We start from the raw sequence: 13,434 nt of genomic DNA on the forward strand, positions 1-13,434 counted from the left end.
TGCGCTGTGGAGCCGTCCGCGGCTGTCGTGCAGCGTCATGTCGAGCGCAGGTCAGGTGCTGTCCGGTGCTGCGGATGCCAGCCGTGGCGCTGGTGGTAGTGGTGCGTGCTGAGGACAGGCTTCCAACGCCTGGATCGCCAACCCTGCGAAGCGTCGGGATGCCTTGACCTGGCCGGCCGTCGATGTGGCGTGGATCCCCTTGTTGGCCATGAGGATGAGAATCAGGTCGTCCAGGACGAAGTCGGACCGCAGGCGCCCCGCCTCCTTGGCTCGCTGAGCCAGTTCGGCGACTGCTTTCACCGTGTACTCACGGCCCGCGGCGGCATCCTTCATCTCCGGGTAGGTCGACAGGAAGGCTTCGGTGAAGCCCCGATCGCGTGCGTGCAGCTCACAGATCCTCTCGATCACCAGGCACAGTCCACGCCACGGATCAGGATCGGCGCACCCCTCGTCGACAATGGCGCGACATGCATTCAGCTGGTCCGCGAAGGCCTCGGCGACCAGCGCCTGCTTGGTCGGGAAGCGACGGTACAAGGTGGCAGGTCCCACCCCGGCACGCCGCGCGACCTCCCGCATCGGCACGTCCAGGCCATCGGTGGAGAACAGCGCTCGGGCCGCGTCGAGGATGCGTTCGCGGTTGTCCAGCGCGTCGGAACGCAACGTGTGAGGCAAACGGTCGGTCACCACTCTCACTTTAGCTAAGCGGACGGGGGCGTCCGTTACCGTCCGAGACGCAGAAGCCCTCGTGCTTGAGCTGTCCGAGAACCTGGAGACCACGTTGAAGGCGATCTCGATCCAGACGTTCGGAAGTCCTGACGGTCTGGCTGTTGTCGGCCTGCCGGTACCCGCACCAGCTGCGGGGCAGGTACTGATAGCCACCGAGGCGGTGGGCGTCGGTGGTGTAGACACCCTGATCAGAAGCGGGGCTCTGGCCGCCTACGGCTTCGAGGAGGGCCACATCCCGGGCAGCGAGGTGGCGGGCACCGTGACCGCGGTCGGCGACGGCGTCGACGGGTCATGGATCGGCGAGCGGGTGTGGGCCTTCACCGGCACCGGCGGAGGCTACGTCGAACACGCCCTCGCGCCGGTCGAGGAGGTCGTTCCCCTGCCCGCGAACCTGTCCGCGGTCGATGCGGTGACACTCGGCAGCTCCGGCGTGGTGGCCCACTTCGGGCTCCGCCACGCCCACTTCGCTCCCGGGGAGACGGTCCTGGTGCGTGGTGCAGCCGGCAGCATCGGGATCATGACAGTGCAACTCGCCGCTCGTGGCGCCGCCGCCGCAGTGGCGGTCACCACCTCCTCGGCCGAGCGCGGCGAGCGGCTACGACGCCTCGGCGCGACCCACGTGCTGGACCGCTCCGGTGACGGAGGGGAACCATCGCCCGCGGGCTATGACGTCATCATCGACGTGGTGGCCGGCAAGGACATGCCGTCGTTCTTCGACCGGCTCAACCCGAACGGCCGCATGGTGGCCGTGGGCGCTGTCGCAGGCCAGCCACCGGCGGACTTCGGCACGAAGATCATGGCGGCGTTCCAGAAGTCGATGTCCTTCGCCGCTTTCAGCGCAGCCACCGTCACCGCCGGCGAACGGCGTGCCGTGCGGAGCGAGCAGTTCGCCGCAGCGAGCCGGGGCGAGATCGAAACGGTGGTGCACGAGGTGCTGCCGCTGGACGCAGCCGTGCTGGCGCACCGGAAAATGGACGCGGGCGAAGTCTTCGGCAGGATCGTGCTGACACCGTAGTCGAGGTCTGCTGAAGGGTTCGCCGCAGTTCGGGCCATGATGGCCGGCCGTGGGCATGCGCCGCAGCTCAGCGACGCCGAACCGGTGCCCCTGGCGATGATGCAGGCCATGCTCGACTTCACCTCCACGGCCAGGTGGCGGCCAACTCCATCTCGAACCACCGAGGGCGCACACCCGGCGGTGTCATCACCCGCTCCCCGGTGTCCGCTCGCACGCCGGTCAGTGCGCCGTCCTGGTGCCCCCCTCGTGCTCGATGCCCAGGAGGGCGAGGGCGTTGTGGATGCCCTGTTCGAGGACTTGATCAGCGAGCTGCGGGTCGGCGAGGGCCCGTGAGAGCTGGAGCGTGCCCGCCATCATGGCGTACGAGCTCAGTGCCATGGGGCGGACCGAGAGCGGGTCGTCCGGCGCCAGGCGGGAGGCGATGCCGTCGGCGACCGCCAGGACGCCGTCGGTGTACGCCTGCTTGGTCGGGTGTGTGCAGCGCCCTATCTCGTCGAGCAGGGCGGCGGAGGGGCAGCCGACGTCGCGGCTGTCACGGTGCCAGGGGGACAGGTACCAGCGCACGATCTGTTCGAGGCCGGCGCGGCCCGGTTCCGCGTGCGCGACGATAGTCGCGTTCTGGGCCTGCAACTGGTCGGCGATCGTGGCGGCCACCAGGTCGTCCTTGGACGTGAAGTGGGTGTAGAAGGCGCCGTTGGTCAGCCCGGCGTCCCTCATGAGCGCCGCGATGCCCGAGCCGTCGATGCCGTCCTCCTTGAAGCGACGGCCCGCCGTCTCGATGATCCTCTGCCGGGTGGCCTGCTTGTGCTCTCTCCCGTATCGCACCACACACTCCTCTACGTACCGGGCGGGCAACGCGCCCTCCATCGGCCCCTCCAACGTATTGTATTGTGAACGTAATTCAATAGCTCCGAATTCCGGCACCCCCACACCCGGGACGGGCCACGGCCTCCCGGCCCCATCACGCTGGAGGGCCTCGCCGACCTGGGCGGGCAGGGCCGGACGCAGCGGCCGTACGCACAGTTCGCTGCCCTCAAGAGCCCCGGGTTGCGCGCAGTGATGCCGTCCCGGCCACTCCGCGCGCACGGAGCTTGAGCCGGCCCACGGCGTTTTTCCGTCCCACGTCTCCGAAGTCGAGGAGGAAGCGGGCCCGGAAGCACCGCGCCAGATCCGCCACAAGTGCACGTGGACATGCGCCGTGCCGGCGGCCCGGGATCGGGGCTGAGACGGGCGTTGTCGAGACGGTGCAGGCTCCGGCTGAGCCCTCGTCCGGGATTCCGGGGCACAGCCAGGCGTCGTCGTCACGCCGGCATCGATGTCCTGACCGTCGCTGGCACCGCTCCCTCGGCCGGACGTCCACGACTCGCCGGTCACGATCAGCCCCTCATGGCCGTCAGCGCAGGTGAGCCGCTCCTGCCCTGATGGTGCGTGGCGCCATGCGCCATGACGCTTGGCGGAACTCGGGATTCCACAGCCGCGCATCCAGTTCGGCTCCCCCACTTGCACCCTGATTAAAGTACGGTCATACTTCAATAGTCGGCGGGTTGTTCAGGGACCTGATCCAAGGGGTTTCCCACTTCCTGGGGTTCCTCTGATCGCCGACACCGGACTGCAGTCGCAGCCGGGAGACCGGGAACCGCTCCGCGCCCACCTGCGAGGAAGCAGAAATCGGCCCACAGTGGCGGTAACCACACTTCGAAGGGCACGACCGTGAACGCACACGAAACGCGAGGCGACGTGGTGACGTCGTACAAGAACGCACAGACCCGCACCGTCACCGCCGACGGAGTGACCTTCGCCTACCGCGACCTCGGCCCCCGGACCGGTATGCCGGTCATCTTCATCACCCACCTCGCCGCGGTCCTGGACAACTGGGACCCCCGGGTCGTCGATGGAATCGCCGCCAAGCACCGGGTGATCACGTTCGACAACAGGGGCGTGGGCGCGTCCAGCGGCAAGACGCCGAAGACCATCGAGGAGATGGCCAAGGATGCCGTCACCTTCATCCGGGCGCTGGGGTTCGAGCAGGTGGACGTCCTCAGCTTCTCGATGGGCGCCATGATCGCCCAGGTGATCGCCCAGACCGATCCGCAGCTCATCCGCAGGCTGATCCTCGCGGGCACCGGTCCGGCCGGAGGCGAGGGCATCAAGAACGTCACCCGGATCTCGCACTTCGACACCGTCCGGGCGCTGCTCACCCTTCAGGACGTGAAGCAGTTCCTCTTCTTCACCCGCACCCCGAACGGGATTCGGGCCGGCAAGGAGTTCCTGGCCCGCCTGAAGGAGCGCACCGAGGACCGCGACAAGGCGATCCGCCCCGCCTCCTACTTCTCCCAGCTCAAGGCCATCCACCGCTGGGGGCTGGCGCGGCCGCAGGATCTGTCCGTCATCCGGCAGCCCGTGCTCGTCGCCAATGGTGACCACGACAGGATGGTCCCGACATCGAACTCGGAGGACTTGGCCCGGCGGCTGCCCAACGCCGAGCTGGTGATCTACCCCGACGGCGGCCACGGCGGCATCTTCCAGTACCACGAGCAGTTCGTGCCCACGGCTCTCGAGTTCTTCGGCCGGCCGTAGGGCCGCGGTGCGGTCTGCGTACGGACCGAGGACGCCGACTCAGAGCCGTGACGCCCCGCGGGCGTCACGGCTCTCGGCACCTGCTCGACGTAACCGACCTGCACGCTTCTCAGCCACACGGCGCCGAGGCGATTTTCGTGCGGCCGGCGGTGCGGAGACCGGCATGGCCGATATCCCGTCTGCGCCAGTCCGCTAGTCCGCTAGTCCGCTAGTCCGCTAGTCCGCTACGGCGTATCGAATGAGCGGAACGTCATCCGCCGTACGAGCGGAGGATCGCCGCATGGGTGTCACCACCGAGATCGCAGCTGTCCCGGCGACCGCCCGCTCACACTGACGGCCGGAATCGCGGGTGCGTGGCACCGGCGTCCCAGCCCTTGCCAGGCGGTCAGCCAGCCGGTGCCGACTGCTGCTGCACGAAGGTGAGGGCGTTCTCGATTCCCTGCTCGAGGACCTCGTCGGAGAACTTCCGGTCGGAGAGCGCGCGGGACAGCTGCAACGTTCCCACCACCATGGCGTAGAGCCCGATGGCCTTGCCGCGCGCGGACTGCGGATCCGCGGGTGCCAGGCGGGCGGCGAGCTCGTCCACGATGGCCCTGGCGCCGTCGGTGTAGGCGTCCTTGGTCGCGTCACCGCAGCGGCCGATCTCGTCGAGCAAGGCGGCGGACGGGCAACCGTCACCGGGGTTGTCCCGGTGCTCGGGCGTCAGGTACCCGCGGATGAGATCCTCAAGTCCCTCGCGGCCGGGCCGGAGCGTGTCGTACTGCTTGACCTGCGCGCGCAACTGCTCGGCGACGACATGGGCGACGAGATCGTCCTTGGACTCGAAGTGGGCGTAGAAGGCTCCGTTGGTGAGTCCGGCGTCGGACATCAACGTGGAGATGCCGGAGCCGTCGAGGCCGTCCTGCTTGAACCGGTGGCCGGCCCGCTCGATGATGCGTTGCCGCGTCACCTGCTTGTGCTCCTTGGTGTAGCGCGCCACAGTGCTCCTCCGTCAGCTTCGCGGGGCCATTGCCTCGCGCCCATCGTAATCCATGGCCTGACGCATGTAATATTACGATCGACAGGCGACTTTGCGGCCTGCTGCGATCTCCGGCATGTCCGGACGCAGATCCACGATGCCGACCCGGGCGCCGCGGGAGAGAAGGGCCGAGGCCGTGGCGCTGCCGGACATCGGTGGCCGCCGGCGATGAGCACGACCTTGTCGGCGAGTTCTCATGCCTGGATGCGGATACCTCGTCCTCAGTCATGAGACGGGGCCGAGTCCCCGCCCGGTGCGGCGAGTCCTGATGCGAAGCCGCGGGGCGGGACCTCGTCGTCATCGACGGCGCACCGCTCGCGTCGCGAGCGCATGTGCCCCACCGCCTGGCGGCGCCGCGCGCACGCCGAAGCGCCCGGGGAAGGCGACTCCCCCGGGCACCGGGCGCTCCGGTCAGGCGGCGTAGGTGGGGTAGTCGGTGTAGCCGGCCGCGCCACCGCCGTAGAAGGTGGCCGGGTCGGGGGTGTTCAGGGGCGCGCCCGCACGGATGCGCTCGACCAGGTCGGGGTTGGCGAGTGCCATGGAGCCCACGGTGATGACGTCGGCGATGCCGTTCTCGATGTCCTTGGCGCGGGTGTCGATGTCGGTGCCCGCACGGTTGAGGAGCAGCGTGTTGGGCCACAGCCTTCGGAGCGTGTGCAGGAGTTCTTCGTCGCCGCCGTGGGCGAGGTGCAGGTAGGCGAGGTCGAGGGGGGCGAGGGCGCGCACGAGGTGCGGGTAGAGCTCGTGCGGGTCGTCCTCCACGAGGTCGCCGAGCTGGAAGGGGTTGCCGGGAGAGAGCCGGATGCCGGTACGGCCGGCTCCGATCTCGTCGGCCACGGCGGCGGCGACCTCCACGGCGAAGCGGATGCGGTTGTCGAGGGAGCCGCCGTACCGGTCGGTGCGCTGGTTGGTGTTGGCGGCGAGGAACTGATGGACCAGGTAGCCGTTGGCGCCGTGGATCTCGACGCCGTCGGCACCGGCCGCGATGGCGGCCGCGGCGGCCCGCCGGAAGTCGTCGACCGTCGCGGTGACCTCCTCGGTGGACAGTGCGCGCGGTTCCGGCATTTCCTGCATCCCGGAGCCGGTGAACGTGAGGCCCCCCGGCTTGATCGCGGAGGGGGCCACCGGCTGCCGGTGGTGGGGGGTGTTGTCGGGGTGGGAGATCCGCCCGACGTGCATGAGCTGGATGACGATACGCCCGTCGGCCTTGTGTACGGCGTCGGTGACCTTGCGCCAGCCCGCGATGTGCTCGTCGGTGTAGATGCCCGGCGTCACCGGGTAGCCCTGGCCGTCGGCGGAGGGCTGGGTGCCCTCGGTGATGATGAGGGCGTGCGACGCGCGCTGGGCGTAGTACTCGGCGTTGAGCTCGGTCGGCACGCCGTCCGGGGTGGCCCTGCTGCGGGTCAGGGGGGACATCGCCAGACGGTGCGGCAGGGAGATCTTTCCGGCGACGGTCGGGGTCCACAGGCTGTCGAGCATGCGTGCTTCCTCAGGTTGTTGGTGGTGTGGGTGGCGGACATCCGGCAGGCCTACGTCCCGGTCAGGCGGGCGGAAAAGATCCTCGCTTTTGGGAACGAGGCCACCGGCGAGGTCTTTGCGGATGGAGGGGAGGGCGACGGTGACGATTAGGTTGTCGAGCGCGGCGTTGATTCCGGCCCCGCCGGTGATGACCGCAGCCCCGACGGCACCGCCTCCCGAACCGGTCGCTTGTGATGCTGTGCCAGGACGTTCCCTTGAAGGACGCGCCTGGCGGTTGGCCGGCGAGGGCGGGCCCTCCTCAGGGGAGCTGCGGATAGAGCGCCGAGACGCCCCCGGACAGTGCCGCCTGCGCCTGGCGGGCCGCGTTGTCCGCGAGGATCTCGTAGGCGCCGGCGGCGATGCCGTCCACGGCGATGCGCGCGATGTCGGCCGGGTCGGACTTGGCCGCGTCGACGGTTCGGACCATGTCGGTGTCCATGTAGCCGACATGCAGACCGGCCACGCGGATGCCCTGGTCGGCCAGTTGCACGCGCAGGGTGTTGGTCAGCGACCACTCCGCGGATTTGGCGGCGCAGTAGGCGCCGAACTCCGGGAAGCTGACCCAGGACAGGCCGGACAGGACGTTCAGCATGGCCCCGCCCCCGTTGGCCGCGATCTGGGGCGCGAAGGCGCGGGCCACTGTCAGGGTGCCGAGGTAGTGGGTGTTCATCTCCAGGCGGATGTCGTCCAGGTCGGCGGTGAGCAAGTCGGCGCCGGTGGAAGATCCCGCGTTGTTGACCAGGATGGTCACATCGCCGGTGGCCGCGGCGGCGGCCGCGACGGAGGCGGGGTCGGTGATGTCGAGCGCGATCGGCTTGGCGCCGGGCAGGTCGACCTGGTCGGGGTTACGGGCGCCGGCGTAGACGGTGGCGCCACGGCTGAGCAGTGCGGCGGCGAGGGCCCGGCCGAAGCCCCGGTTCGCTCCGGTGACGAGGGCGGTACTGGCGGAGAGGTCCATGGAGGTTCCCGGTGAAGTGGAGAGGAGATGACCAGGGCGGTGACGGCGTGATCTGACGCGACCCCAGTCCATTATATTACGATCGTAAGAGTAAGCGGGTCGAGCCAGTGATCGCAACCGATCCGCCTGGTGAATGACGCTGAGCCGGGCTTCTTGCCGGCACAGGCGGTGGAGCGGTGGCCACAGCCGCCGGACTCACGGCTTTCGACTTCGGCTCTGAGATCGGCGGATCCACCCGGACTCCGGCACACTTCAACGGTCTCTACGGACACAAGGCGACCTGGCGGTCCATCCCCCGGATCGGACACGTCCCGGGCGGACCAGGTCTCGGACGGTGGGCGGAGATCGACCTCGCCTGTGCCGACGCCCAAGTGCGCGACGCACGCGACCTGGCCCCCATCCTCCACGCGACGGCAGGACCGCCGGAGCGCGACGGCGGCTTCAGCCACACCCTCGCACCGCCACGAGCGAACGAACTGGGCGCCTTCCGCGAGGCGGTGTGGACCGAGGACGCGTCATGCCCGATAGACCACGATGTCGTTGCCGCGGTGGACGACGCCTTGAGCGCCCTGAAAGTGGCGGGCACGAAGGTCGAAGTACGGCCCACCAGCCCGCCCGTCGACATGACGACCAGTCATGCCCTGTTCCAGCGCCTGCTCTTCGGCGCCTTCGCCTACGACCGGCCCGGACTGACAGCGGCCTCCAGCGCCGCGACCCTCGCGCGCGTTGTCCAACACCCTCGTGGAGAGGCACTGGACGCGGTGAGAGGAACCTTCCAGTCCCACGACAGCTGGCTGCAAGCGGACGTCGCACGCCGTGAACTCCGGCACCGGTGGGCCGAGTTCTTCCGTGAGTTCGACGTCCTGCTCATGCCGGTGACTCCGACCACGGCGCCGCCTCATCACACCAAGCCGATCGAGAGGTTCGGCCGACGGATCCAGGTGGACGGGCATTCCCGTTCCTACTGGGATCAGGTCAAGTGGAGCGCCATCGCCAATGCGGCCGGCTCTCCGGCGACGACCATCCCCGTCCGAACGGGCCGGGACGGTCTGCCCGTCGGGCTGCAGGCGATGGGGCCGAGCGGCGGCGACCTCACGACCATCGAGTTCGCCGAGCTCCTGGGCCGGGAAGTCGAGGGCTACCAGCCCCCTCCGGCCTTCGCGTGACGATCAGCCGGCCGACCCCGCACGGGTGAACGGCCACCGGATCGGCCCGCACGGTCTCACTCGCCGTCGGGCGCCATCGAGACCACGACCTTGCCGGCCTTGGTGCGGCCCTGCTCGACGTACGCCATCGCCTCGAGGGTCTGGTCGAAGGGGAAGGTGCTGTCGATGACGGGGCGGAGTTTCCCGCTGTCGTAGAGGGCGCCGAGCTTGCGCAGCTGGGAGCCGTTGGCCCGCATCCAGAGGAACTCGTAGCGCACGCCCAGCTTCTTTGCCTGCTTGCGGATCTTGCGGCTGAGGGTGTTCATGACCAGGCCCAGGACGGCGGGGGCGCCGAGCTGCTTGGCGAAACCGGCGTCGGGCGGGCCGACGACACTGATGGCCAGGCCGCCGGGCTTCAGTACGGTCAGTGACTTCTCGAGGTTCGCCCCGCCCAGGGAGTCCAGCACCAGGTCGTAGCCCGAGAGCACCGTGGAGAAGTCTTCCTTGGTGTAGTCGACGACGACGTCGGCGCCCAGGCTCCTGACCAGCTCCTCGGACCTGGTGTTCGCGGTCGTCGCCACCGTGGCGCCGAGGTGCTTGGCGAGCTGGATGACCGTCGACCCGAGGCCGCCGGCCCCGGCGTGGACGAGGACCTTCTGCCCCGGCTTCACGTGCGCGCGCTCGACGAGGACCTGCCATGCGGTCAGGGCCACCAGCGGCACCGCGGCTGCCTCTTGGAGAGTGAGGGAGGCGGGCTTGGGCGCGACATCGTCGACGTCGATCGCGATGTACTCCGCGAAGCCCCCGACCCGCAGGTCGCGCGGGCGGGCGTAGACCTCTTCGCCGACCTTGAAGCCGTGTACGGCGGAGCCGACCTGTGTCACGACGCCGGCCACGTCGTGGCCGAGCACGAACGGACGCTTGTACTTCAGGATCTGCTTGAACTGCCCGTTGCGGACCATCTTGTCCAGCGGGTTGATGCTGGCGGCGCTCACTCTGACCAGAACGTCGCGGGCTCCGACGGTGGGCTTGGGCACGTCGGCGGCGCGGGCGCCGTCCTTGCCGTACTTCTCGACGACGAATGCCTTCATGGCGGCCGCCTTTCTGCGTGGGTGTCTCGGTGGTCGGTGTGATTCTTGGGACGGGTCCCCTGTGCGCCTGCTTCTCGTCGGCGGCAGGGGTGACGTGCCGATCATGACGGTACTAGCTGAGTATGGAAAAGTAAACTCAGAGGAGGTTAGAATCACCCCCATGGACGCAACGACCGAAGCCCTGCGGGACGACGCCGGCACGTTTCCCCATCTCGACCGGGACACGTCGAACTGCTCGATCGCCCGAACCCTTGAGATCGTGGGCGAGAAGTGGACGATCCTGATTCTGCGCGAGGTCTGGTACGGCTCGTCCCGTTTCAGCGAGTTCGAGCGCGTCCTCGGCTGCCCTCGCAACCTCCTCGCGGCGCGACTCAAGATGCTCGTGGAGGAAGGGATCCTGGCCACCGAGACCTACAAGGAGCCGGGCTCGCGGAGCCGACCGAAGTACGTGATCACAGCCAAGGGTATGGATCTGGTCCCGGCCGTGCTGGGACTCCTGCAGTGGGGGGACCGCTACCGCGCCGACCCGGAGGGCCCGGCCATGCTGTCCCGGCACCGTGGATGCGGCGCGCATGTCGACGCCCAGATCCGCTGCGACCAGGGCCACGCCGTACGGCCGGAAGACATCGAGAGCATCCCCGGCCCCGCCTTTCGCCTGAGGCCGGCGGAGTGAACTGAGCGCGGTGGCGCCAGGAGCTCGCGACGGGGCCGGTCCGTCCAGGCGCGCTCACGCTCGCCCGGTCCAGTCCGGCCCGGGGCTTCGTTCCGGCGGTCGCCACCGGGACGGCCTGGACCACCCGTGGCGACTGCGGGCGTCGGCCGCCGGACATGGATCGGGCCGCCCCGAGAATCGAACAACGCCCGTCCCCGCCCCCGCCGAGCGCGGCCCGGAAGCGGTCACACACCCACCACCTCGCCAGGCAGGTCACGCCCCAGGCGCAGGCAATGCCCGCACAAGTAGCGCGGCGGCGCGGGCGGCGGGCACGGTCGGAACCTGCGCCCCGGCTCGGCCGTCGCCATCCTGACCCGCGCCTCCAGCGCCCACACCACTGCGATCGCGCGGACCGAGTAGTCCAGCCGTGAGCGGGGTGTCGCGCACGGCTTGCGCACCGGGGCGCGGATCGAGCCGTCCGAGAGGGGGAGTTCCGCCCACGCCCCGAAGCGGCGCGGGATCAGACCGGATCGACGAAGATGTCGAGCGCGAGATCGCCCGCGAAGCCGGCCGGGCTGTAGACGGACAGGTCGGTGACGCCCTCATCCGACAGGACCTCGTCGTCGATGAACAGGCTGCCGGTGCACTTGCGCGCGTCACGCGTGAGGACGGCGTACGCGGCGTCAGCCATGATCCGCGGGCTACGGGCCTGTCCGGCGCCGCCGACCACGTTGCGTACGGCGGCGGTGTCGATCAGCGTTCGCGGCCACAGCGAGTTGGCGGCGATGCCGTCGGCGGCGAGCTCCTCGGCGAGCCCGATGGTGCACAGACTCATCCCGTACTTCGACAGCGTGTAGCCGAGATGCCTGCCCACCCAGTGCGGCGCGAGGTTCAACGGCGGCGAGAGGGTGAGGATGTGCGGGTTGTCCGCTTCCCGCAGGTGCGGGATCGCGGCCTTGCTCAGCAGGAACGTGCCGCGCGTGTTGATGTCCTGCATCAGGTCGTACCGCTTCATCTCCAGCTGCTCCGTCGACGACAGGTCGATCGCGCTGGCGTTGTTCACCACGATGTCGACGCCTCCGAAGGCGGTGACCGCGGCGTTGACGGCGGTGCGTACGTCGTCGTCGTCGCGGACGTCACCGACGACGGCCAGCCCCTTGCCGCCCGCGCGCTCGATCTCCTCGACCGCGGTGTGAACCGTGCCTTCGAGCTTCGGGTGCGGTACGGCGGTCTTGGCGAGCATCACCACGTTCGCACCGTCGCGGGCCGCGCGCAGGGCGATGGCGAGTCCGATGCCGCGGCTGCCTCCCGACATCAGGACGGTCTTGCCGGCCAGCGTCTGTGTCATGGTCGAACCTCCAAAATAGATTGGTGAACTAATCATAAGCAGTACGAATGATATGGTCCGCGCATGACTTCCACCCCCGCACGCCAGAGCGACCGGCTCTACCACGAGCTCCTCGCCCCCAAAGAGACCCAGTCCGTACGCGCCACCGTGCGCCGGATCGCGGAGCAAGAAGTGGCTCCGCACGCCGCGGCGATCGCGAACGGCGACGAGCGCACCGACGGCTTCCCCCGGCAGGTGTTCGACGCGCTCGCATCGGCGGGGGTCTTCCGGATCCCCTTCCCCGGCGAGGTCGGCGGCGACGGTCTGACCCACCCGGCGACCGCCACCGCAGCGGCGATCGAGGAACTGGCCTACTACTCCAGCAGCGTCGCGGCCGTCTTCGACGTGCACTGCATCCTGGCGGGCAACGCCCTGCGGCAGGGCACCGAGGAGCAGCAGCAGCGCTGGCTGCCCAAGGTCGCGGAGGGGTCCGTGGTCGGCGCGTTCGCCACCACCGAGCCGGACGCCTCCAGCGACCTGTCTCCGCAGGCCGTTCGGACCGAGGCCGTACGCACCGAGACCGGCTGGGTGCTCAACGGCCACAAGCGGTGGATCTCCAACTCGCCCGTGGCCGCGTTCGTGGTGGTGCTCGCCCGCACCGGCGAGCGGCTGAGCATGTTCATCGTCGACACAACGCTTCCGGGCGTTCACGTCGGCCTCGCCGACCGCAAGATGGGCAACCGCGGCCAGCTCACCGCGGACATCCGCTTCTCGGGCGTCCACCTGACCGACGACGACCTCCTCGGCGGCACCGAGGGACACGGACTGCGCCACGCACTGTCCACCCTCACCTACGGCCGGATCGGCATCGCGGCCGCCGGGGTCGGCATGGCACAGGCCGCCTTCGACCACACCGTGGCCCACCTGTCGACGCGCCACGCCTTCGGCAAGCCGGTGGCCGCCAACCAGCACTGGCAGTTCCTGCTCGCCGAGCGGGCCACCGAGATCGACAACGCCCGCACCCTCGTCACCAAGGCGGCCCTTCGCCTGGACGCCGGCAACCCGTCCCCGGAACCCGAGGCCGCGATGGCGAAGTACTACGCCACCAAGCTGTCGGTGGACATGGCACGCGACGCCGTCCAGGCTTTCGGAGGCCTCGGCTTCGCACGCGAACTCGGCGCCGACGGAAGCCCCGGCCCCGTCGAGGCGATCTACCGGGACAGCAAGATCGGCGAGATATACGAGGGCACCAACGAGATCCAGAAGTGGGTCATCGCCCGGCAGATCTTCGGCCGGGCCATCGTCGGCTGACGGTCCCGCCGCGTTCCCTGCCCTGCGAACCCCTCTTCCGCGCACCGAGACCGCCGCCCGGACCGGCCGCCTCCGGCGTTCTCGTACGATGGCCCC

12 protein-coding genes are annotated in these 13,434 nt (G+C 69.4%); 5 read left to right on the forward strand and 7 right to left on the reverse strand.

Going from position 1 to position 13,434, the window contains the following annotated elements:
* Window positions 1–51: 51 nt before the first annotated feature.
* Window positions 52–684 (reverse strand): TetR/AcrR family transcriptional regulator, encoded by a 633-nt coding sequence (locus EJC51_RS02315; protein WP_126269453.1) that lies wholly within the window; start codon window positions 682–684, stop codon window positions 52–54.
* Between the two features lie 94 nt (window positions 685–778).
* On the opposite strand from EJC51_RS02315, the gene EJC51_RS02320 reads away from it, so the two are divergent.
* Window positions 779–1,741, forward strand: a complete 963-nt coding sequence (locus tag EJC51_RS02320; RefSeq protein WP_166682995.1) for a zinc-binding dehydrogenase — start codon at window positions 779–781, stop codon at window positions 1,739–1,741.
* Between the two features lie 219 nt (window positions 1,742–1,960).
* Here the strand turns inward: EJC51_RS02320 and EJC51_RS02330 are convergent, their stop codons facing one another.
* A complete protein-coding gene (locus EJC51_RS02330) occupies window positions 1,961–2,569 on the reverse strand; it encodes a TetR/AcrR family transcriptional regulator (protein ID WP_126269454.1) in 609 nt (202 codons plus the stop codon).
* 882 nt (window positions 2,570–3,451) lie between these two features.
* On the opposite strand from EJC51_RS02330, the gene EJC51_RS02335 reads away from it, so the two are divergent.
* A complete protein-coding gene (locus EJC51_RS02335; protein WP_126269455.1) occupies window positions 3,452–4,318 on the forward strand; it encodes an alpha/beta fold hydrolase in 867 nt (288 codons plus the stop codon).
* 385 nt (window positions 4,319–4,703) lie between these two features.
* On the opposite strand, the gene EJC51_RS02340 is transcribed toward EJC51_RS02335, so the two are convergent.
* The 3 genes from EJC51_RS02340 to EJC51_RS02350 all read right to left on the reverse strand — a co-directional run bounded on the left by EJC51_RS02340 (window position 4,704) and on the right by EJC51_RS02350 (window position 7,812).
* Window positions 4,704–5,297, reverse strand: a complete 594-nt coding sequence (locus tag EJC51_RS02340) for a TetR/AcrR family transcriptional regulator (RefSeq protein ID WP_126269456.1) — start codon at window positions 5,295–5,297, stop codon at window positions 4,704–4,706.
* A 450-nt stretch (window positions 5,298–5,747) separates the two neighbouring features.
* The gene (locus EJC51_RS02345) at window positions 5,748–6,815 is read right to left on the reverse strand and encodes an alkene reductase (protein WP_126269457.1); all 1,068 of its coding nucleotides are present in this window, start codon (window positions 6,813–6,815) and stop codon (window positions 5,748–5,750) included.
* Between the two features lie 298 nt (window positions 6,816–7,113).
* Window positions 7,114–7,812: an SDR family oxidoreductase gene (locus EJC51_RS02350; protein WP_126269458.1), complete on the reverse strand. Its 699-nt coding sequence runs from the start codon at window positions 7,810–7,812 to the stop codon at window positions 7,114–7,116.
* Between the two features lie 176 nt (window positions 7,813–7,988).
* Between EJC51_RS02350 and EJC51_RS02355 the strand changes: the two genes are divergently transcribed.
* Complete coding sequence (locus EJC51_RS02355) at window positions 7,989–8,978, forward strand: amidase family protein (RefSeq protein WP_126269459.1); 990 nt, start codon at window positions 7,989–7,991, stop codon at window positions 8,976–8,978.
* Between the two features lie 56 nt (window positions 8,979–9,034).
* On the opposite strand, the gene EJC51_RS02360 is transcribed toward EJC51_RS02355, so the two are convergent.
* Window positions 9,035–10,048 carry an NADP-dependent oxidoreductase gene (locus EJC51_RS02360; protein WP_126269460.1) on the reverse strand — a complete coding sequence of 338 codons (1,014 nt, stop codon included), beginning with the start codon at window positions 10,046–10,048 and terminating at the stop codon, window positions 9,035–9,037.
* 160 nt (window positions 10,049–10,208) lie between these two features.
* Between EJC51_RS02360 and EJC51_RS02365 the strand changes: the two genes are divergently transcribed.
* A complete protein-coding gene (locus EJC51_RS02365) occupies window positions 10,209–10,721 on the forward strand; it encodes a winged helix-turn-helix transcriptional regulator (RefSeq protein ID WP_126269461.1) in 513 nt (170 codons plus the stop codon).
* A 499-nt stretch (window positions 10,722–11,220) separates the two neighbouring features.
* On the opposite strand, the gene EJC51_RS02370 is transcribed toward EJC51_RS02365, so the two are convergent.
* Complete coding sequence (locus EJC51_RS02370) at window positions 11,221–12,048, reverse strand: SDR family oxidoreductase (protein WP_126269462.1); 828 nt, start codon at window positions 12,046–12,048, stop codon at window positions 11,221–11,223.
* A 63-nt stretch (window positions 12,049–12,111) separates the two neighbouring features.
* On the opposite strand from EJC51_RS02370, the gene EJC51_RS02375 reads away from it, so the two are divergent.
* Window positions 12,112–13,338: an acyl-CoA dehydrogenase family protein gene (locus tag EJC51_RS02375; protein ID WP_126269463.1), complete on the forward strand. Its 1,227-nt coding sequence runs from the start codon at window positions 12,112–12,114 to the stop codon at window positions 13,336–13,338.
* Window positions 13,339–13,434 lie beyond the last annotated feature (96 nt).

The organism is Streptomyces aquilus, assembly GCF_003955715.1.
GTDB lineage: Bacteria > Actinomycetota > Actinomycetes > Streptomycetales > Streptomycetaceae > Streptomyces > Streptomyces aquilus.

Excerpts from the sequence above, each read along its gene's own strand:
- EJC51_RS02345 (WP_126269457.1), bottom strand. The coding sequence starts at position 6,815 with ATGCTCGACAGCCTGTGGACCCCGACCGTCGCCGGAAAGATCTCCCTG.
- EJC51_RS02350 (WP_126269458.1), bottom strand. The coding sequence starts at position 7,812 with ATGGACCTCTCCGCCAGTACCGCCCTCGTCACCGGAGCGAACCGGGGC.
- EJC51_RS02360 (WP_126269460.1), bottom strand. The coding sequence starts at position 10,048 with ATGAAGGCATTCGTCGTCGAGAAGTACGGCAAGGACGGCGCCCGCGCC.
- EJC51_RS02365 (WP_126269461.1), top strand. The coding sequence starts at position 10,209 with ATGGACGCAACGACCGAAGCCCTGCGGGACGACGCCGGCACGTTTCCC.
- EJC51_RS02370 (WP_126269462.1), bottom strand. The coding sequence starts at position 12,048 with ATGACACAGACGCTGGCCGGCAAGACCGTCCTGATGTCGGGAGGCAGC.
- EJC51_RS02375 (WP_126269463.1), top strand. The coding sequence starts at position 12,112 with ATGACTTCCACCCCCGCACGCCAGAGCGACCGGCTCTACCACGAGCTC.